A 17958-nucleotide genomic window follows, 5' to 3' on the forward strand; every position below is an offset into this window, starting at 1 on the left:
GGGCCGGAGCCCCGCGCACAGCCGCCCCCGTGTGTCCCGCTCAGACCAGGTTGCCCAGCAGTTCCGCGAGGATCCGCACACCGTCCCGCGTCAGCACCGACTCGGCGTGGAACTGCACGGACGCGAAGTGCGGCCCGCGCAGCGCGTGCACCTCACCGGTCTCCCGGTCCCGGCTCACCTCCACCGTGCCCACGTCCTCGCACTCGACCTTGTCCTCGGCCGCCCGCGCGGCGAACGTGTTGTAGAAGCCGACGCTCTCACGTGCCCCGAACAGGTCGATCTCCCGTCGCGTTCCCTGGTTGGGCACGTCCCTGCGGACCAGTTCGAACCCCAGCCGGGTGCACAGCACCTGATGACTGAAGCACACGGCGAGGAACGGCCGGTGCCCGGCCAGCAGCGTGTCGACGACCGTACGCAGCCGCGCCACCTTCGGATGCCCGGCGTCCCGGGGGTCGCCGGGGCCGGGGCCGAGCACCACGAGGTCATGGTCGCCGAGGGCGTAACTCTCGTCGTACCGGCGTACCGTCACCGCCAGCCCCAGCGAGCGCAGTTGGTGGTCGAGCATCGCCGTGAACGTGTCCTCGGCGTCGACGACCAGCACGCTCGTCCCGGCCGGCACCGGCGTCCGCGGCGGTGGTGTGCCGCGGCCGGCGAGCCAGAAGTCGGCCACGGAGGTGTTGCGTTCGGCCAGTGCCGTGCGCACGCTCGGATGGTCGGCGAAGCGGTCCGGCCGCCCGCCCTCCAGCGCCGCGAGCAGCCCGGCGGCCTTCGCCCTGGTCTCCGCGGCCTCGGACACCGGATCGGAGTGCCGTACGACGGTGGCTCCGACGCCGATCTCCAGCCGGCCCGCGCTGTCGATCTCCGCGGTGCGGATGAGGATCGCGGAGTCCAGTGTGCGCCCGCCCCCGTCGTCCCGGCCGATCAGCGCGGCGACGCCGCTGTAGTAGCCGCGGCCCTCGGGCTCGTACCGCTCGATCACCCGGCACGCACTCTCCAGCGGGCTCCCGGTGACCGTGGGCGCGAGCAGCGTCTCGCGCAGGATCTCCCGCGGGTCACGGGTGCTGCGCCCCTCGATGAGGTACTCGGTGTGCGCCAGCCGGGCCATCTCCTTGAGATACGGCCCCACCACCCGGCCCCCGTCCTCGCAGACACGGGCCATCATCTTCAGCTCCTCGTCCAGCACCATGTACAGCTCGTCGGTCTCTTTGCGGTCGGCGAGGAAGTCCAGCAGTTCCGACAGCCGTGGCCCGGAGGGCGGATAGCGGTACGTCCCGCTGATCGGGTTCATCACCGCCGTACCGCCGGACAGGCTCACATGCCGCTCCGGCGAGGCGCCGACGAACGTACGGGTGCCGGTGTGCACCAGATACGTCCAGTACGCGCCGGACTCGGTCTGCAGCAGGTTGCGGAAGAACGACAGCGCGCCGGCCGTGCTGTAGTCGCCGATCCTGGCCCGGTACGAGCGCCGGATGACGAAGTTGGCGCCCTCGCCCATGCCGATCTCCCGCTCGATCACCTCGCGCACGGTGGCGGCGTACGTCTCGTCGTCGGGCGTGAAACGCCCGTCCAGCAGCGGCGTCGGCACCCGGTCCAGGCGGGCCGGCGCCTCGGCCGCCGGCACCGTGTCCTGGTCGGTCACGTGCAGTGCGAGCAGCGGGGCGCCGTCGTCGACCGCGGCGAAACCGCGCTCGCGGACCTGCCGGTACGGCACGAGCGCGAGGACGTCATGACGGGCCGGGCCGGCGGCGGACGGCTCCGGCAGCGCAATCGCGTCGAGCGTCGGCCAGGTGTGCATCTCGCCGACGAGGACGTCCAGGCGTCCGCCGCCGGCCGCGGTGGACCGGTGGAGCAGCGCGAAGGGCGGGGGCTGTGCCACCAGCACCCTGCCGAGCAGATCGGACGTCACGCGATGACCTCCTTGGCCGTGGAGACGACGGCGCAGCAGCGCGCCGCGTAGTCGAGCGCCTGCCGGTGGTGGGCGGCGGAGAAGTCGGCGACCGCGTCGGCCACCAGGAACGTCTCGATGTCGTTGCTGAACGCGTCGACCGCCGTCATCAGCACGCCCACATGGGCGTACACCCCGCACAGGACCAACTGGTCGCGGTGGTGCGCCCGCATCCGCTCCAGCAGACCGGAGCGGAAGAACGCGCTGTAGCGCCACTTGGTGAACATCCAGTCCCGGCCGGTGGGAGCCAGTTCCGCCGTGATCTCGCGGTCGGCGGGGGAGCGTTGCATGCCCGGCCCCCAGAAGTCCTTCAGCAGCCCGCGCTCCGCATCGTCCATGGCGCCGGGCTGCGCGGTGTACGCGACGGGCATGCCGAGGGCGGCGCAGCGTGTCCGCAGCAGCACGGCGTTGCGCAGCAGCTGTTCGCGCAGGGGTTCCGGCAGCGCCCGGAGGAAGTAGTGCTGCATGTCGTGCACCAGGAGAACCGCGCGGCCGGGGTCGACCCGCCAGGGCGGGACGGGGTCGGGCAGCTCGCGCGCGCTGGGCAGCTCGTAGGGTTCGATGGGAGGTATCCCGGTGGTCCTCCCGGCCGGGGTCGTCCCGGTGGTGATCTTGCCGGTCATGGTCCTCTCTCCGCCTCGTCCGGTCCGGCGGGCTACCCGCCGAGGGTGGCGCCGCCGTCCACCGTGAGGCTGTGCAGGGTGATGTGGGCGGCCCGGTCGGACAGCAGGAAGGCCACGGCGTCGGCGACGTCCGAGGGCATGGCGAGCTTGCCGAGCGGGATACCGACGCGGTACTCCTCCGGCCGGCCGGCGATCGTGGTCCGCCGGCCGCTGTTGTCCCGCCACATGGAGCTGAGCATCGGTGTGTCGGTGGAACCGGGGGCCACCAGATTGCAGCGGATGCCGTGCCCGGCCACCTCCAGTCCGAGGCACTTGGTGAACATCGTGGCGGCGGCCTTCGACGCGGCGTAGGCGGCCATCTGCGTACGGGCGGTGCCGGCCGCGTTCGACGCCACGGTGACGATGGCCCCGCGCCGGCGCGGCACCATCCGGTTGACGACCGCGCGCGACACCACGAACACGCCGGTGGCGTTCACCGCGAACGTGGCGTCCCAGTCCTGGTCGGTGAGGTGCCGGGCCTCGCCCAGGTGCAGCACGCCCGCCGCGTTGACCAGGAAGTCCAGTGGGCCCAGCTGCTGTTCGACGGTGTCGACCAGAGCGTCGACCTCGGCGCGACCGGTGATGTCGGCCGGGAACGCCCGGGCGCTCACGCCGTCGGCGGTCAGCTTCTGCACCGTGCGCAGCAGCCCGTCCGCGTCCCGGTCGACCGCGGCCACCGTGACGCCGCGCTCACCGAGCGCGCGCGCCACCGCGGCGCCGATCCCTCCTGCCGCTCCCGTGATCAGGGCGACCTTGCCCTCCATGTGGAGTCCTCCTTCGTATGAGGTGACAGCGACGGTGTCGGCCCTCGAGGCCGCTACGTCCCCCACGCCGAGACCGCGGCCACGGCCTGGTCCGGGCGCAGCCGCGGGTCGCACAGGCTGGTGTAGGCGCCGCGGTCCAGGTCGGCGGCGGACGGGTCGGTGGCGCACTCGGCCACCTGGTCCGGGGTGGTCTCCAGGTGCAGGCCACCGGCGACCCCACGGGCGGTGAGGACGGCGGACCGGAAGTCCCGTACCTCCCGCACGATCCAGTCGAGGTACCGGGTCTTGCGCCCGTCGGGGGCCGTGACCGTGTTGCCGTGCATCGGATCGCAGAGCCAGATGACGGGATGCCCCGCCTCCCGCACCGCCGCCACCAGCGGTGGCAGACGGTGGGCCACCAGCTGCGCACCCATCCGGGCGATCAGGGCCAGCCGGCCGGGTTCACGCGCAGGGTCGAGGCGTTCGCACAGCGCCAGCAGCTCGCTCGCCGTCATACCGGGGCCGACCTTGCAGGCGACCGGGTTGGTCACCGCGGCGAGCAGGGCGACATGCGCGCCGTCCAGCTGCCGGGTACGATCGCCGATCCACGGCCAGTGCGTGGAGGTGAGGACCGGCGCCCCGGTGCTGTCGCGGCGCACCAGCGGGACCTCGTAGTCCAGCACGAGTGCCTCGTGGCTGGTCCACACCGGCGGATCGATGCCGGGCGCCCCGGGCGCGCGGTGCCAGCCGAGGTGGCGCAGCACCGCACGGGAGGCGCGGTAGCAGTCCAGCATGCGGCGGGGATCCGGCCGCCTGCTCAGGGGGTCGGGTCCGGGGCCGTTGACCATGTGGCCGCGGTAGACGGGCAGTTCGAGCTCGCCGACCCACTCGGTCGGTTTTGAACGCGGCTTGCCGAACTGCCCCGCCATCCGCCCCGCCCGGACCACCGGCCGGTGCGTGATGCCCTTGAGTTCACCGGCGAGTACGTCCAACAGGCCGGCCTTGCGGGCGACATGGCCCTCGGTGCACTGAGCCGGGTCCTCCGCGCAGTCGCCCGCCTGCACCACATGGGCCCGGCCGGCGGCTACGACGGTCAGCACCGAGCGCAGAGTGCGCACGTCCTCGGGATCGACGAGCCCCGGCGAGGCCAGCAGCTGCCGCCGTACCCGCCCAACACTCTCCTCGTCCTCCCACCCCGGCTGCTGCCGGGCCGGCTTCGAGCCGATGTCGAGCACAGGGTTGTCCACTGATGTCTCCCATTCCGGATGGACCGGTGCGTGGGTACGTCCCCGACGGCCGAGGCGATGTGGTCGTAAGGAGCTGCCCCTCGGTGTGATCGGGACGAGCTGCCGTCGGTGTGTCGATGAGGGCCGTCGCCCGGCGGACCAGGGCCTGTTGCGACAGTGGCGTCGCGCGGCGGGCGCCCCTGCCGCAACCGGCTCTGTGGGCGACTCCGCCTCGGCCGTCCGCCGGGCCGGCCCGCTCCCGCGACGTGGGGGTTGCCGCGTCGGGCGGACCGGCCCGACACCCCGATCCTGGAGTCGTGGGTGGACGGCAACAACACGCCGTGGCGCACTTCGTCAGGTGCCGGGCTCCGTCGCCCCGCACGTCGGCGTGTTCCGCACCCGGCCGGGCGAGGAGAGCACGGCGACGGCGTGGGCGGCCGAGGCGAGGGTCATGTGCCGGTGCCATCCGTCGAACGAACGGCCCACGTAGTCCTCGATGCCCACGCTCTTGGCGACCTCGAAGTAGTCGTACTCGACCCGGTCGAGCAGGGTGAACAGGGTGAGCAGCGAAGCGGGCTGATGTTCCGTCAGGTTGGTGAGCCACAGCTGGGGCGCGTCCTGCTGCCGGCCCTCGGCCAGCCCGATGAGGGCAAGGCGTCTGCCGTGTCCGGATCGCAGCCGCCCGCCTCTTCCCTGGGGGAGTTTCACGGCCGCGCTCGCCAGCAGCCCCGACCGCATGCCGGCCCCGCGGCCGCCCGGCCGCCATCGGACGGGCTGTCGGGTGCCGCTGGCCGCCCGGATGACCTCGCCGGCCGGCATGCTCGCCGAGCCCCGGTGGCCGGTCAGCGCCGGGTCGTTGACGATCAGCGGCACGGACGGGTCGACCCGCGCCAGCAGGGGGACACCCTTGCGGCCCAGGCGGTCGAAGAGCCTGGCCGCGTTGAGGGAGCAGGCGTCCAGCACCACCGGCCGCACCGGCATCGCCCACTCCGTCACCAGGTCGACGCAGAGTTTCGCGGCCCGGTCGGACAGCGTCTCCACCTCGGCGCTGTCCGGGATCGAGGCCCGGCTGCGCAGCGAGCGGTCGTCGATCCACGCCTGGGGCAGATGCAGCCCCCAGTCCACCGGACTGCTCCGGTGCCCGGAGGCGGCCCACACACCCACCGCCTGCTGGGCGTTGAGCACCCGCCCCTCGGCCGGGACGAACCTGCGGTCCACGCCGACGGAGTGCTGTCCCGCCTTGCGGATCACCGTGCTGTGCACCACCCAGGCTTCGGCGGGCAGCCGGGGCACCAGGTACCGGGCCAGTGCCTGGCGTACCGGGGTCCAGTCCCAGGTCGACTCGCTGATGAAGTGATGCAGGCTCTGATCGGTCGCCCGGCCTCCGATCAGGCTCGCGATGTTCCGGATCGACTTGCGGCCGGGCACTTCCAGCAGGCCCCTCACGTACTCGACGCCCTTCTTGCGCTGGTCGGCGCGCGGCAGGGAAACGAAGAGAGACCGAGATATTTGCCGCAGTAAATCATCTGGCGCTTCGGTTTCCGTGAATAATCGATGCGATTTCTCGTTCCCCTTCTCGACAGTAATCAGCGGCAACCGGGATGCATTCACAGATTGACCCCCGCATAGCTGCTCCCGCCGGCTGGAAAATCTGCCCGCGGATGTGTTGAGCGAAACGTTCCGGCGCACCCTTCCCTCGTATATGTGCGAACCGGGGCGAATGAAATCTCCGCAATTCACCGGGCGTGCGGCAGTCGTGCCCCTCCCGCCGGGGCCGGCCGTCCCTACGCCTTGCTCGCATCGCCCGATGCCGCAATACCGGACCAAATCGGGCGCAACTTTATCGATGTGTAGATCTGTGCACCACTGTTTGGATCTGCATCTGTCACCTACGGGACTGAGGAGCGGCAACGCGACGGTCGCCCGGAAGAGCTTCGGGGGCCGCTCGGGCCAAGATGACGAACTGTGGCCGGCGCTGTTGACGCCGCGGCACGGTCGCCGATACACCCGGCGGACAACGCCACCGACCGCCGCAATTCAGCCAACGAAGCGCAACGCCATTCCCGGTTCCCCCGTACTGTCCGGGTCCGCGGTGAAAGTCCGGGTGGCTGTTTCCAGGCGCAACGGGCGGCAGGTGGTCAACTGGCGGCCAGTAGATGGCCGGTGGTGACATAGACCGTTTCGCGCACATGGTCGCGGGCGGTGGCCTCGCGGACCAGGGCGTGGGCGAGGTCGGCTCGGGAGGTGACCGGACGGGGTGCCGCGTGGGTGGCGATCCGGTAGTCCGTGACACCGCTGCGGCTGACGAGCCGGCCCGGGCGGACCAGGGTCCAGTCGAGTCCGGACTCCTGAACGACGCTCTCCATGCGCCGTACGTCCTGGTGGGCGGCGCGTCGGCCGGTCAGCAGCGCGGCCCCGCGGCGCAGCCGGGCTCGGCGCGGCTCGTCGACGGCGTCGAGGCCGGCGTGGCTGACACAGACCAGCCGCCGCAGGCCGTGGTGCACCATCGCCTTGATGATGTTGTAGACCCCCTGTGAGTAGACGGTTCCGGGTCTCCTGGACGGTGGCGCGCCGGTCACGGAGATGACCGCGTCGTGGCCCCACATGACCCAGTCGACCGCGTCGGCATCCATCAGGTCCGCGTCGGCGACCTGCACCCCGCGGTCGTAGAAGGGGAAGTCGGCGGGGCGCCGGGTGATCGCCGTGACCGTGTGACCTTCGGCCACCGCCATGGCGGTGGCCAGGTGACCGGTCGGGCTGTTGGCGCCGAACACGACCAGTTTCATGCTTTCCCTCCTCGCGCACGGGCGTAGCGCGGCCAGGCCTGCGGGTGCGGTGGGGGACGCACATGGATACGGCGCTTTTCGAACTGCGGGCTCTCGACCTGCGCGTCTTCGAACGGCGGTTCTCGAACAGTGATCGGGTACCGGTACAGCGATCGAGCGCGCCGATCAATGTACTACCATGAGGCTCGCCCCTACGAAGAGCCGGGAAAGGGCGGTGGGTGTCATCGTGAGCAAGCCGCGGAGCAGTGGTCGCGCGAGCTCCGGAGCCGCGCAGAGCGTCTGGCTGCGCCGCTCGCCGACGCCGCGCAACGAGCCGCCGCTGTCCAGGGAGCGCATCACCGAGGCGGCGATCGCCCTGCTGGACGAGGAGGGCATGGAGCGGTTGACCATGCGCCACCTCGCGGAGCGTCTCGGAGTCGGTGCCACGACCCTTTACTGGCACATCGACACCAAGGACGACGTCATCGACCTGGCGATCGACGCCATCTTCGCCGAGGCGCCGCTCCCCGAAGGGGACACCGGCAGCTGGCAGGAGAACGTGGTGGCCCTCCTCTCCGGATGCCGGGCCATGCTCCTTCGGCACCCGTGGTCCGCCGCGCTGCCGCTGCGTCGCCGGCCGTCGATCGGACCGAACTTCCTGACCTGGCTGGAGTTCCTTCAGGCGACCCTGGCGCGGGCCGGGTTCGAGGGGCGGCAGGTTCAGGCCGCCTGCTGGGTACTGTACAACCATGTCCAGGGTTCCACCGCCAGTCAGTCCAGCCTGCGCTGGTCCGGTACCGAACGGGCCGCTGCACAGGAGCAGTTGAGGATGCAGCAGGACAGCTACCCCACGCTGGCCGCGTACGAGTACATGCTGGACGACGCCTGGGACGAGAACTTCGATCTCGGCCTGAAGTACATCCTCGACGGACTCCAGGCACAGATCGCGCCCTCGCACTGACGCCCCTCGGCGCTCCCTCGCGTAGCGCCCCGTGAAGTGGCCGGAGTTGATCCCCCGGCCCGTGCTCATCTGACAGATCCGCAGGCAGCGGCTGGACCACGCAGAGCGCGCGAACTGTCCTGATTCCATGCGGATCCGCCGGCCCCGGTACGCCGTTCCCCGCACGGCGCCTTGAGCGGCAGTGGGCGGAACCGCCATGAGCGGCGGGGCACACGGGACGACATTGGAGCAGACCATGATCACATGCGGTGCCGCCCACGGCGCACGGGGCGTGCTCGGTACGGGGTCCTACGTACCCAGTCGCGTCATCAACAACAAGGACATGAGCAGCCTGGTCGGTGTCTCCGAGGAGGCCATCCTGCGGAAGACGGCGATCCGCGAACGGCGTTGGGCGAAGCCCGAGGAAGCCACGTCGGACCTCGCGGTCGCCGCCGGCCGGGCGGCCCTGGAGCAGGCCGGCATCAGGGCCTCGGACCTCGGTCTCGTCATCGTGGCGACCTCCACTCCCGACTCCCCGCAGCCGGCGACGGCCTGTGTGGTCGCGGACGAGCTGGGGGCGGGCAACGGCACCGCCGCCTTCGACGTCAACTCGGTGTGCAGCGGCTTCACCTTCGCCCTGTCCGTCGCCGAACGGATGCTCGCCGGTGCCTCGGCCGACCACGCCCTGGTCATCGGCGCCGACGTGTACTCGCGCATCCTCTCGCCCACCGACCGGCGCACGACCGTGCTGTTCGGGGACGGCGCCGGTGCCGTCGTGCTGGGCCCGGGCGGCCGGCACCGGATGCTCTCCACCCGGCTGGCCAGCTTCGGGACCGCCCGCGAGCTGATCGGCGTACCGGGCGGCGGCAGCCGGATGCCCGCGACTCAGGAGACGCTGCGCGAGGGCAAGCACTACTTCTCGATGAACGGCCGGGGCGTGACCGAGTTCGTCGAGACGCAGGTGGTCCCCGGTATCGAGGCGTTCCTCGCGGACAACGGAGTGCGCCACGACGAGATCGCACACTTCGTGCCGCACCAGGCGAACGGACGGCTCCTGGAGAGCATGACCGGGCGCCTGGGCATACCCTCCGACCGGATGGCCACCACGGTGACGCGCTACGGCAACACCGGCGCCGCCTCCGTCCCCATCACCCTGGATCACCTGGCCCGTTCGGGAGCGGTGGCCGCGGGTGACCTGGTACTGCTGGCGGCGTTCGGCGGCGGCATGTCGATGGGCCTGACGCTGCTGCGGGCCGGCTGACGTACCGGCCGCGCACGACACGGCCCGGCCCCGTTCTCGACGGGGCCGGGCCGTGTCCTGCGCGGCGGTTACTTCTTGCTGCCGCCGATGTGCAGGGCCTCCTTGACGAAGACCTGGAAGTAGCTGGGCACGCCCTGGGTGGTGATGACCTCGACGACGGCGCCGACGTTGCGGTGGTCGACGCCTTCGCGGACCAGTGCGTCCGCGAGGTCCTTGCGCGAGGTGAACCAGCCCGGGTGGCGGGTCCTGCTCACGACGTAGTCGGTCGTGGTCGTGCCGTCGAAGAGGCCGGCGGGGCGGATGACCGTCCAGTCCAGGTCGCTGGCGCGCACGATCTCCTCCATCCGGGCCGCGTCGTCGTACAGGGGGCGGCCCATCTTGAGCAGCACCGGCACGATCAGCTTCCGGAAGACGAAGGCCTCACCGGGGGCGTCCTCGTAGTTGACGCCGATGGAGCTGACGCAGACCAGGCGTCGGATGCCGTGCGACTGCATGGCCTTGACGACGTTCGCGGTGCCCTCCGAATAGACGGTCACCGGCTCCTTGGTGTACGGCACGCCGACGGTGGAGATGACCGCGTCATGGCCGGCCACCGCGCGGTCCACGGCCTCGGCGTCCATGATGTCCGCGCCGACCACCCGTAACGCGGCGCCGCTCAGCGGGAAGGCGTCGGGTCGGCGGGTCACGGCGGTGACGGAATGGCCCTCGGCGAGTGCCTGCTCCGTGGCCAGCCGCCCGGTCGGGCCGTTCGCGCCGAAGATGACCAGTTTCACGAGTTCCTCCTGCCAGCCGACTTCGTGCCGGACATCGATCGGGCATTCGTACAGCGATCTAGCACTAGAACAACGTACCATTCCTGGGATCAGGGCTGAGGCGCGGGGGTTCCGCCCGCCGGCATGCGACGCACCCGCGGCCCGGCCGAGGCGCCGCGGGTGCGTGTTCCGTGCCGTTTCCTTGCGACGGTCCGCGGTCAGTCCACGGACAGGCGGGGGAACTTCTTCATGAGGAAGTCCATGTCGACGAAGTCGATGGCGGACTTCGTCTGCTGCAGCCCGATCTGGTAGGCGGTGGCGACCTCGACCAGGCGCAGGGTCTGGTACTCGATCGCCTTGATGTTGTCCTCGTGCACGTTGTCCGGCGCGTGCCGGGAGATGCTGCAGGTGCCGTACGGCGCTCCGTTGTGCTCGGACGCCAGGATCTCGACGCTGGAACCGTTGGGGACGATGAGGCAGCCCCAGTGGCACAGCACGTTGTGCAGGGCGAGGATCGTCGCCTGCTGGCCGGCGTGCGCGGCGGAGCCGGACGCGAACACGGTCGCGGCCTTGTTCGCCAGCTTCCCCGGGATGGCGACCGGTCCGGAGCGGTCGATGAAGTTCAGGATCTGCGGGGCCGGCAGACCGAAGTGGACGGGCGTACCGATCATGATCGCGTCCGCCGCCACGAGGTCGTCCAGGGTGGCGACGGGGATGTCACGGGTGGCGTCCTCCAGTTCGGCGTACGCCTCCTTGTCCAGCACCATCGGGTCCGGCAGCTCGGGGACCTTGAGCAGCCTGGGCTCGGCGCCCGCCTTCTCGGCCGCGGCGGCCGCCGCCGACGCCAGCCGGAAGATGTTTCCGCTCCGGGAATGGAAGATGATGGCCACTTTGACCATGGGACACTCCTCGCCATTCGTCGTTGCCGGGAAAACGTCATCCCCGGGGTACGAAGCGTCATCATCACGGCCGCCCGAACCGGCTGCCCAGGAGCACGTCACACAGTTCGTCAGGTAACCGAAAAGCCCGTCGAGCAAAGGGACTTGGAGCCCGGCGGACCTGACAGACTGGACGGCCGCCGGTTGAGTGCTCCACGGCGGTGCCCTGTGCTGTTTCCATGGCGAATCCCACAGGCGAGAAGATCGCTCTTCCGACCGATCCCATGCAGCTTCCGGCGGCTTTCGAGCAGGCTTTCAACTCGGGCAGCCTCGAAGCCATCAAGCAGCTTTTCGACCCGCAGGCCGTGCGCGTTCTGTCCCCCGGCAATTTCCAGACGGGGGAGGAGATGTGGAAGGCCGCCGCCGAGACCCTGCCCGACCGTCTCCCGGTCAAGCTGTCCGTGCGGCACATCTACACGGTCGGCGACACGGCCCTGATGATCTGCGACTACGTGCACGAAGGCCCCGGCCCGGACGGCAAGCACATGCGCCTGGAGGGCACCGCGGCGGACATCCTCCGGCGCGGCACCGACGGCGTCTGGCGCTGCCTGATCAGCAACCCGCCCGGCACCACCCGGGCCTGAGGGGCGGGCATGCCGCACAGCACACCGGGTATTCCGCACAGCACACCGGGTATTCCGCACGGCACTCCGGGTGTTCGGGAAAACCCGCAGACACCCGCCGGGAAGCCGTGGTCGCGGGCCATCGACGTGCACCACCACATTCTCCCGGACTTCTATCTCGACGAACTCGAGACCATGGGCGTCCGGACCATTCTCCCCGGCGTCGACCGGCCGACGTGGAGTGCGGACAGCAGCCTCGCCATGATGGACCGGCACGGCATCCGCGCCGCGGTGGTGAGCGTCTGGCCGGGAGTTCCGGCCGGCCTGGAACCCAAACCGGCGGCGGAGTTCGCGCGCCGGGTGAACGAATACCTCGCCGAACTGGTCGCCGCACATCCCGGCCGGTTCGGCGCGTTCGCCACGCTGCCCATTCCCCATACGGACCTCGTGCTCGAGGAATTCGAGTACGCCGTCGACACGCTCGGCCTGGACGGCGTGGGCCTCGTCAGCAACTACGCCGGCCTGTACGTCGGGGACCGCTCCATGGACCCCCTCTTCGCGGCCGCGGCCCGCCACCGCAGCCCGCTGTTCGTGCACCCGACGGTCCCCCCGTCCACCGGCCAGCCGAACTTCGGCCTGCCCGCCTCGCTGTACGAGTTCCCCTTCGAATCGGTCCGGGTGGCCGCCCAACTCCTCTACAACCAGACCCTGGAGAGATTCCCCGAGCTGCCCGTGATCCTGCCGCACGGCGGTGGCGGCGTCCCCTTCTACGCCGGCCGGCTCTCCTGCGGCGGACTCATCAGCGCGGCCCTCACCGACCGGCTGCCCGAGGATCCCGTCGGCTCGCTGCAACGGCTCTACGTCGACATCGCGATGACCGGCGACCCGCACGCACTGGCGGCCCTGCGCTCCTTCGCCCCGGCGAACCGGATCCTGGTCGGCTCGGACTTCCCGCTGATGCCCGAGTCGTACACCCTCGACACCGGTCACCGCGTCGTGCGGCACGGCGGATTCAGCGCCGAGGAGCGGACCCGGCTGGATCACGCGAACGCCGAGGGCCTCTTCCCGCGCTTCACCGGAAAGGACGGATGACACGCCGTGCTCGACAACAAGACCGTCGCCGCCTACCTGGACCGCATCTCGGCCGAGCCCCCGAAACGCCTCGACGCGGACGCGCTGCGGCACCTGCACGAACGGCATGTGCTGTCGGTGCCGTTCGACAACCTCGACTACCACCGCGGTGCCGAGATCTGTATGGACGAACGCGCCGTCGACAAGGTGGTCCACGAACACCGCGGAGGCCTCTGCGGTGAGATCAACACGGCGTTCTACTTCCTGCTCCGGTCGCTGGGCTTCGACGTGACCCTGCATCAGGGCCGGGTGCGGATCGCGGAGGGCGTCACGACGGCGCCGTACCACCATGTCCTGATGACGGTGGCCATCGACGGGGTGCGGTGGATCGCCGACATCGGGTTCGGCAAGAGCAGCCGGCACCCCCTGCGCCTCGACTGCGACGAGCTCCAGCCCGACCCGCACGGCGAGTTCCGTACGCGGTGGCTGGACCGGCGGTCCGTGGAGGTGCAGCGCAACGGGACACCGCAGTACATCGTCTACGACGAGCCGGTGGAGCTGATCGACTTCCGGCAGACGATGTGGTGGTACCGCACCAGCCCGGACTCCCCGTTCCTGCAGAACCTCGTCTGCTCGCTGCCCCTGGAGAACGGCTGGGTCATCCTGCGCGACGACGTGCTGACGGTCACCACCGGAGGGGAGCGGCGCACCGAGAAACTCCCCGACGACGCCGCGGTGCTGGCGGCCTACGAGAAATGGTTCGGGATCAGGCTCGAGAAACGCCCCGCGCCGAGCCCCCACATGAACAACGCGATCCGTTTCTCGTTCGACAGCGACTGACCCATCCCACACCACCAGGGGACAACGCACATGCTGGATGAAGTGACGACGGCCGCCTATCTGAAACGCATCGCGGCCGACCGCCCGGACCGCCCCGACCTCGCCGCGCTGCGCCACCTGCACGAACGGCATGTGATGTCGGTGCCGTTCGAGAGCCTCGACTACCACCTCGGCAGGGAGATCCACTACAAGGACGAAAGGATCGTCGACAAGATCGTGCACCAGCGCCGCGGCGGCGCCTGCGGCGAGACCAACAGCTCCTTCTACTTCCTTCTGAAAGCCCTGGGCTTCACCGTCCACGTACGCCACGGGCGCGTCTGGATCGGCGGAAAGCTGCGCGATCCGTACAACCACCTGCTGGTCACGGCGGAGATCGAGGGAGCGCGCTGGCTCGTCGACGTCGGCTTCGGCAAGGGCAGCCGGTTTCCGATCCTCCTGGACTCGCCGGAGGCGCAGTCCGACCCGCACGGTGTGTTCTCCGTCCGGAAGGTGGACGACCGCGCCACCGACGTCCTGCGCGACGGAAAGCCGCAGTACCGGGTCTACGACGACCCGACCTCCCTCTCGGACTTCGACCAGGTCATCCACTGGTACCGCACCAGCCCGGACTCGATGCTCCTGCAGAACATGTTCTGTTCGCTGCCGCTCGACGACGGCTGGGTCGTGCTCAAGAACGACGTCCTGACCATCACCCGAGGCACGGAGAAGACGACCGAGAAACTCCCCGACGACGCCGCGGTGCTGGCCGCGTACGAGAAATGGTTCGGCATCACGCTGGAGAAGCGGCCCACGCCGAGCCCCTATCTCAGGGACTCCGTACGCATGGCGTTCGAGGAGAAGTAGTTCCAGGCGAAGAGTTCCAGGCGAGGAGGAGAGGTCGTCATGCCCAAGTGGGAACTCGCACCGGTCAGTCCCCGCAGCGTCGCCCTGGCGCTGCCCGACAGGGTGGTCACGAACGCCGAGCTGTGCGAAACGCTGGACACCACACCGGAGTGGATCGAGAAGAAGACGGGAATCCGGGAACGCCGTTTCCTGGAACCCCACGAAACCGTGCTGGACCTCGCGGTCGAGGCGGCCGAGAAGGCCCTCGCGGCGGCCGGCGTCCGGGCCCGCGAGATCGACGTCGTGCTCGTCGCGTGCACGACCCCGGACTGGATCATGCCGTCGCTGGGCGTGAGCCTCGCCGAGCGCATGGGCATCGACACCCCGCGCATCCTCGACCTGACCCAGCACGCCTGCGCCTCGGCGGCGTACGGCATCTACACGGCCGCATCCCTGCTGCAGGAGCCGGACCTGGAAACGGCGTTGGTCGTCTGCGCGGAACGCGGCTCCGGCATCACCGACCCGACCGACCGCATCACGCGGATCTTCTTCGGGGACGCCGCCGGCGCCGTGGTGCTGCGCAAGACGCCCGGCGGGGACGGGCTGCTCAGCTACGACCTCGGCAACGTGTACTCGGACGCCGTCCGCATGGCGACGGCCTGGCGCCTGGACCAGGAGGTGCCGTCGTCGACGACCGAGACACCCCGGACGCCGTACATCTTCATGGACGGCAACGTGGTGCTGCGGGAGGCGATGACCCGGGTGCCCAAGTCCCTCAGCGAGGCGCTCTCGACGGCCGGCGTCACGGTGGACGAGGTGAGCGGCTTCGCCGTCCACCAGGCCAACGCCAAGCTGGTACGGCAGATCGGGCGGATGGCCGGCGCCGATGCCGAGCGCGTCCCCGTCACCGCCGACACCCTGGGCAACACCGCGGCCGCCTCGCCGCTGACGGCGCTGTGGCGGCTGGCCCGCGAGGGCCGGGCCCGGCGCGGCGATGTCGTCGTGCTCGGCGCGATCGGCGCCGGGTTCCTCTTCGGCTCGCTGGTCTTCCGGCTCCCGGACGACCTCCTCGCGGCGGACGTCGCCGGCCTGGACGTCCCGCGGGCGGCGTGAGCCGGTCGGGCTCGGGCTTCTTTCGCCCGGCCGAAGGTGGACTATGGGGTTAGCGAGCGAAGGAGGCCCGTCATGCAGTCCAGAGCCTCGGATTCCGACCAGTGGCTGTACGCTCTCACCCCGTCGCAGGCCGAAGGCGAACGCAACGAACCGGGCGAGCGCAGTGCCATGGAACAGCACCCGGACGTGCCCAGGACCGAACCCTCCCAGGCCGAGGGCGAGCGGACGGAAGACGTCTCGGGGAGGGAGTGAGCTACCGGGGACGGGAGCCGTTTCTGCCGGGGTGATCGGGTAACCCGGCGTACATGCACAATCCCCTGTCGAAGATCGAAGCGCTGGAGGACGCCGAGTACCTCGACCGCATCGCGACCCCCGTACGGACGCGCGTCCAGGCGCTGCCCCTCGGGTCCGTACGGGACGCGCTGCGCGGCCGTTGGCAGGGCCACCCGCTGCACCCGGTGCTGGTGCAGGCTCCCATCGGGGCCTGGACATCCGCTGCGCTGCTCGATCTGACCCGCGGCAACGAGCGCGCGGCCCGACTGCTGGTCGCCACGGGGCTCGCCACCGCGGTCCCGGCCGCGCTGGCGGGGGCCGTCGACTTCGCGGACCAGTTTCCCGAGCAGGAGCGCGTGGGCGTGGTGCACGCGGCGGCGAACACCACGGCCGTCGCCTGCTACGCGGCCTCGCTCGTGGCCCGCAGCCGGGGGCGGAGCGGCCGGCTGCTCGGCTTCGCCGGACTCGCGGCCGCCACGGCCGGCGGGTTCCTCGGCGGCCACCTGGCGTACCGGCAGGCGGCCGGCGTGAACCACAGCCAGTCCGTGCCGCACCTGATCTACGAGGGCTGGCACCCGGTCGGTGACCCGGAGGAGTTCCCGCGCGGCAGTGTCGTCCGGCGGATGGTCGGGGAGGTCCCCGTGCTGCTCGTGCGGGACTCCGAGGGCACCGGAGAGCTGCACGCGCTGGCGGACCGGTGCGCCCACCTCTCGGGTCCCCTGTCCCAGGGCGAGATCAGCGACGGCTGCGTGATCTGCCCCTGGCACGGCAGCACGTTCCGGCTCGCCGACGGCGCCTGCGTGGCCGGACCGGCCACGGCACCGCAGCCCTCCTTCGACGTACGCCTCAACGACGGCCTGGTCGAGGTCCGGCTGAGGGAGGGACACGCGCAGTGACGGTGCCGGACGGCAGGTGGACGTCAGCGGGCGCAGCCGACGTCCAGCACCTCGATCACGTCACCACGGCGGGTGTACACAAGCCAGCACCATTCACCGAACGCTGCTGCCAGATCCGCGACCTGTGTCTCCGGGTCCTCGGCCACGGCCTGGATCAGCGTGATGATCTCCTCATGCACCTCGTCCGGGACGTCGAACAGCACGTCAGCGGCCCGTTGGATCATTTGGACTTTCATGTCGACCCCCGCGACGCCAGGAGCACCTACGGCCAGGGTTCCCAGACCACGATAAATCCAATTACTCCGCCCGCACCGGCGGCAAGTGGCCGATCCGCGCCGACGGGCGCACGCTGGAAACCATGAGCGTGCACCCGTCCTCCGACGCTCCCCGCGTGCTGCCCGCGCTGTCCCCGATGCTGGCGGTGATCGGCCCGCCGCCGGGACCGGAAGCCGAGGCCGAGTACGCGTACGAAACGCTCTGGAACGGGGCCCGCGTGATCGTCCACCTGCCGGGGAACGGCAGCCTGCAGCTGCTGGCCGGCAACGGGATGGACGTCACGGACCAGTACCCGGAGCTCCAGGCGCTGGCTGCTCTGCTGCCCGGGCCGGAGGCGGTGCTGGACGGGGAGATCGTCGCCCGGGACCTCGAGGGCCGCCCCTCCGTGCAGCGGCTGCAGCAGCGCATGAGTCTGCACCACCCGGACGCGATCGCGCACGGCGCCAGGGACCTGCCCGTCAGGCTGATGCTCTTCGACATCCTTCATCTCGGGGAGCCGACCGTGCACCTGCCCTACACCGCGCGCCGCGACCTCCTCGACGACCTCGCGCTGGCCGGACCGGCCGTCGCCGTGCCCGCGGCCTGGCCCTCGATGGCGGCCGAGGCAATGGAGCAGAGCACCATCGAGGGCTACGACGGCGTGGTCGCGAAACGCCTCACCAGCCCCTACCTGCCCGGCCGCCGCTCCCGCGACTGGATCAAGATCAAGCACCTGGACTCGGATACGGACACGGACACGGACAAGTGATGACCGAGCACAGGACCGGAACACGGACGCTTACGCGGCGAGGCGTTCGGCGAGCGCCTTCGCCTTGGTGGCCGCCTCCTGCAGGGCGCGCTCGCGGGAGGCCTCGAAGAGCGGCACCAGCTCG

At 70.6% G+C, this 17958-nt stretch carries 19 protein-coding genes and 1 pseudogene; 10 read left to right on the forward strand and 10 right to left on the reverse strand.

The features are described 5' to 3' along the window. Nucleotides 1–40 precede the first annotated feature (40 nt). The 6 genes from ACFV7R_RS42735 to ACFV7R_RS42760 all read right to left on the reverse strand — a co-directional run bounded on the left by ACFV7R_RS42735 (nt 41) and on the right by ACFV7R_RS42760 (nt 7362). Entirely contained in the window at nt 41–1906 is a 1866-nt protein-coding gene (locus ACFV7R_RS42735; protein ID WP_385274857.1) for an anthranilate synthase family protein, read from the reverse strand. Next, complete coding sequence (locus ACFV7R_RS42740) at nt 1903–2568, reverse strand: isochorismatase family protein (protein ID WP_385274860.1); 666 nt, start codon at nt 2566–2568, stop codon at nt 1903–1905. The genes ACFV7R_RS42735 and ACFV7R_RS42740 overlap by 4 nt, the downstream gene beginning before the upstream one ends. Nucleotides 2569–2600: 32 nt before the next feature. Next, nucleotides 2601–3371 (reverse strand): 2,3-dihydro-2,3-dihydroxybenzoate dehydrogenase, encoded by a 771-nt coding sequence (locus ACFV7R_RS42745; protein ID WP_385274863.1) that lies wholly within the window; start codon nt 3369–3371, stop codon nt 2601–2603. Between the two features lie 53 nt (nt 3372–3424). Continuing rightward, nucleotides 3425–4597, reverse strand: coding sequence for a 3-deoxy-7-phosphoheptulonate synthase (locus ACFV7R_RS42750; RefSeq protein WP_385274866.1), 1173 nt, complete (start codon nt 4595–4597; stop codon nt 3425–3427). A gap of 333 nt (nt 4598–4930) precedes the next feature. Further along, entirely contained in the window at nt 4931–6583 is a 1653-nt protein-coding gene (locus ACFV7R_RS42755) for an IS701 family transposase (RefSeq protein ID WP_385274868.1), read from the reverse strand. 131 nt (nt 6584–6714) lie between these two features. After that, nucleotides 6715–7362: an NAD(P)-dependent oxidoreductase gene (locus ACFV7R_RS42760; RefSeq protein ID WP_385274871.1), complete on the reverse strand. Its 648-nt coding sequence runs from the start codon at nt 7360–7362 to the stop codon at nt 6715–6717. A 226-nt stretch (nt 7363–7588) separates the two neighbouring features. Between ACFV7R_RS42760 and ACFV7R_RS42765 the strand changes: the two genes are divergently transcribed. Both ACFV7R_RS42765 and ACFV7R_RS42770 read left to right on the forward strand, forming a co-directional pair. Beyond that, nucleotides 7589–8302, forward strand: coding sequence for a TetR/AcrR family transcriptional regulator C-terminal domain-containing protein (locus tag ACFV7R_RS42765; protein WP_385274874.1), 714 nt, complete (start codon nt 7589–7591; stop codon nt 8300–8302). 235 nt (nt 8303–8537) lie between these two features. After that, nucleotides 8538–9542 (forward strand): 3-oxoacyl-ACP synthase III family protein, encoded by a 1005-nt coding sequence (locus tag ACFV7R_RS42770; protein ID WP_385274877.1) that lies wholly within the window; start codon nt 8538–8540, stop codon nt 9540–9542. A 68-nt stretch (nt 9543–9610) separates the two neighbouring features. On the opposite strand, the gene ACFV7R_RS42775 is transcribed toward ACFV7R_RS42770, so the two are convergent. Together ACFV7R_RS42775 and ACFV7R_RS42780 are read right to left on the reverse strand one after the other, a co-directional pair. After that, nucleotides 9611–10315, reverse strand: coding sequence for an NAD(P)-dependent oxidoreductase (locus ACFV7R_RS42775; RefSeq protein ID WP_385274879.1), 705 nt, complete (start codon nt 10313–10315; stop codon nt 9611–9613). Nucleotides 10316–10512: 197 nt separating this feature from the next. Next, a complete protein-coding gene (locus ACFV7R_RS42780) occupies nt 10513–11193 on the reverse strand; it encodes an NAD(P)H-dependent oxidoreductase (RefSeq protein ID WP_385274882.1) in 681 nt (226 codons plus the stop codon). Between the two features lie 218 nt (nt 11194–11411). Between ACFV7R_RS42780 and ACFV7R_RS42785 the strand changes: the two genes are divergently transcribed. From ACFV7R_RS42785 to ACFV7R_RS42815, 7 genes are all read left to right on the forward strand, one after another. Continuing rightward, nucleotides 11412–11816, forward strand: a complete 405-nt coding sequence (locus tag ACFV7R_RS42785) for a DUF4440 domain-containing protein (protein WP_129800611.1) — start codon at nt 11412–11414, stop codon at nt 11814–11816. Between the two features lie 9 nt (nt 11817–11825). Continuing rightward, nucleotides 11826–12887: an amidohydrolase family protein gene (locus ACFV7R_RS42790; RefSeq protein ID WP_385274885.1), complete on the forward strand. Its 1062-nt coding sequence runs from the start codon at nt 11826–11828 to the stop codon at nt 12885–12887. A 6-nt stretch (nt 12888–12893) separates the two neighbouring features. Next, nucleotides 12894–13706, forward strand: a complete 813-nt coding sequence (locus ACFV7R_RS42795) for an arylamine N-acetyltransferase (protein WP_385274888.1) — start codon at nt 12894–12896, stop codon at nt 13704–13706. A gap of 30 nt (nt 13707–13736) precedes the next feature. Further along, a complete protein-coding gene (locus ACFV7R_RS42800) occupies nt 13737–14549 on the forward strand; it encodes an arylamine N-acetyltransferase (RefSeq protein ID WP_385274890.1) in 813 nt (270 codons plus the stop codon). A gap of 39 nt (nt 14550–14588) precedes the next feature. Further along, a complete protein-coding gene (locus ACFV7R_RS42805) occupies nt 14589–15641 on the forward strand; it encodes a 3-oxoacyl-ACP synthase III family protein (RefSeq protein WP_385274893.1) in 1053 nt (350 codons plus the stop codon). 72 nt (nt 15642–15713) lie between these two features. Further along, entirely contained in the window at nt 15714–15893 is a 180-nt protein-coding gene (locus ACFV7R_RS42810) for a hypothetical protein (RefSeq protein WP_385274896.1), read from the forward strand. 53 nt (nt 15894–15946) lie between these two features. Then, nucleotides 15947–16810 (forward strand): Rieske 2Fe-2S domain-containing protein, encoded by an 864-nt coding sequence (locus ACFV7R_RS42815; protein ID WP_385274899.1) that lies wholly within the window; start codon nt 15947–15949, stop codon nt 16808–16810. 23 nt (nt 16811–16833) lie between these two features. Here ACFV7R_RS42815 and ACFV7R_RS42820 read toward each other — a convergent pair whose 3' ends face one another. After that, nucleotides 16834–17034, reverse strand: coding sequence for a hypothetical protein (locus tag ACFV7R_RS42820; RefSeq protein ID WP_240797681.1), 201 nt, complete (start codon nt 17032–17034; stop codon nt 16834–16836). Between the two features lie 134 nt (nt 17035–17168). Here ACFV7R_RS42820 and ACFV7R_RS42825 point away from each other — a divergent pair, with 134 nt between their 5' ends. Further along, a complete protein-coding gene (locus ACFV7R_RS42825) occupies nt 17169–17834 on the forward strand; it encodes a hypothetical protein (protein ID WP_385274902.1) in 666 nt (221 codons plus the stop codon). Nucleotides 17835–17864: 30 nt separating this feature from the next. Here the strand turns inward: ACFV7R_RS42825 and ACFV7R_RS42830 are convergent. Further along, nucleotides 17865–17958 (reverse strand): annotated as a pseudogene (locus ACFV7R_RS42830) (FMN-dependent NADH-azoreductase); the annotation flags it as partial.

The organism is Streptomyces sp. NPDC059866 (genome assembly GCF_042731325.1).
GTDB lineage: Bacteria > Actinomycetota > Actinomycetes > Streptomycetales > Streptomycetaceae > Streptomyces > Streptomyces flavusporus.

Excerpts from the sequence above, each read along its gene's own strand:
- ACFV7R_RS42740 (WP_385274860.1), bottom strand. The coding sequence starts at position 2,568 with ATGACCGGCAAGATCACCACCGGGACGACCCCGGCCGGGAGGACCACC.
- ACFV7R_RS42745 (WP_385274863.1), bottom strand. The coding sequence starts at position 3,371 with ATGGAGGGCAAGGTCGCCCTGATCACGGGAGCGGCAGGAGGGATCGGC.
- ACFV7R_RS42760 (WP_385274871.1), bottom strand. The coding sequence starts at position 7,362 with ATGAAACTGGTCGTGTTCGGCGCCAACAGCCCGACCGGTCACCTGGCC.
- ACFV7R_RS42770 (WP_385274877.1), top strand. The coding sequence starts at position 8,538 with ATGATCACATGCGGTGCCGCCCACGGCGCACGGGGCGTGCTCGGTACG.
- ACFV7R_RS42780 (WP_385274882.1), bottom strand. The coding sequence starts at position 11,193 with ATGGTCAAAGTGGCCATCATCTTCCATTCCCGGAGCGGAAACATCTTC.
- ACFV7R_RS42785 (WP_129800611.1), top strand. The coding sequence starts at position 11,412 with ATGGCGAATCCCACAGGCGAGAAGATCGCTCTTCCGACCGATCCCATG.
- ACFV7R_RS42790 (WP_385274885.1), top strand. The coding sequence starts at position 11,826 with ATGCCGCACAGCACACCGGGTATTCCGCACAGCACACCGGGTATTCCG.
- ACFV7R_RS42800 (WP_385274890.1), top strand. The coding sequence starts at position 13,737 with ATGCTGGATGAAGTGACGACGGCCGCCTATCTGAAACGCATCGCGGCC.
- ACFV7R_RS42805 (WP_385274893.1), top strand. The coding sequence starts at position 14,589 with ATGCCCAAGTGGGAACTCGCACCGGTCAGTCCCCGCAGCGTCGCCCTG.
- ACFV7R_RS42810 (WP_385274896.1), top strand. The coding sequence starts at position 15,714 with ATGCAGTCCAGAGCCTCGGATTCCGACCAGTGGCTGTACGCTCTCACC.
- ACFV7R_RS42815 (WP_385274899.1), top strand. The coding sequence starts at position 15,947 with ATGCACAATCCCCTGTCGAAGATCGAAGCGCTGGAGGACGCCGAGTAC.
- ACFV7R_RS42820 (WP_240797681.1), bottom strand. The coding sequence starts at position 17,034 with ATGATCCAACGGGCCGCTGACGTGCTGTTCGACGTCCCGGACGAGGTG.
- ACFV7R_RS42825 (WP_385274902.1), top strand. The coding sequence starts at position 17,169 with ATGAGCGTGCACCCGTCCTCCGACGCTCCCCGCGTGCTGCCCGCGCTG.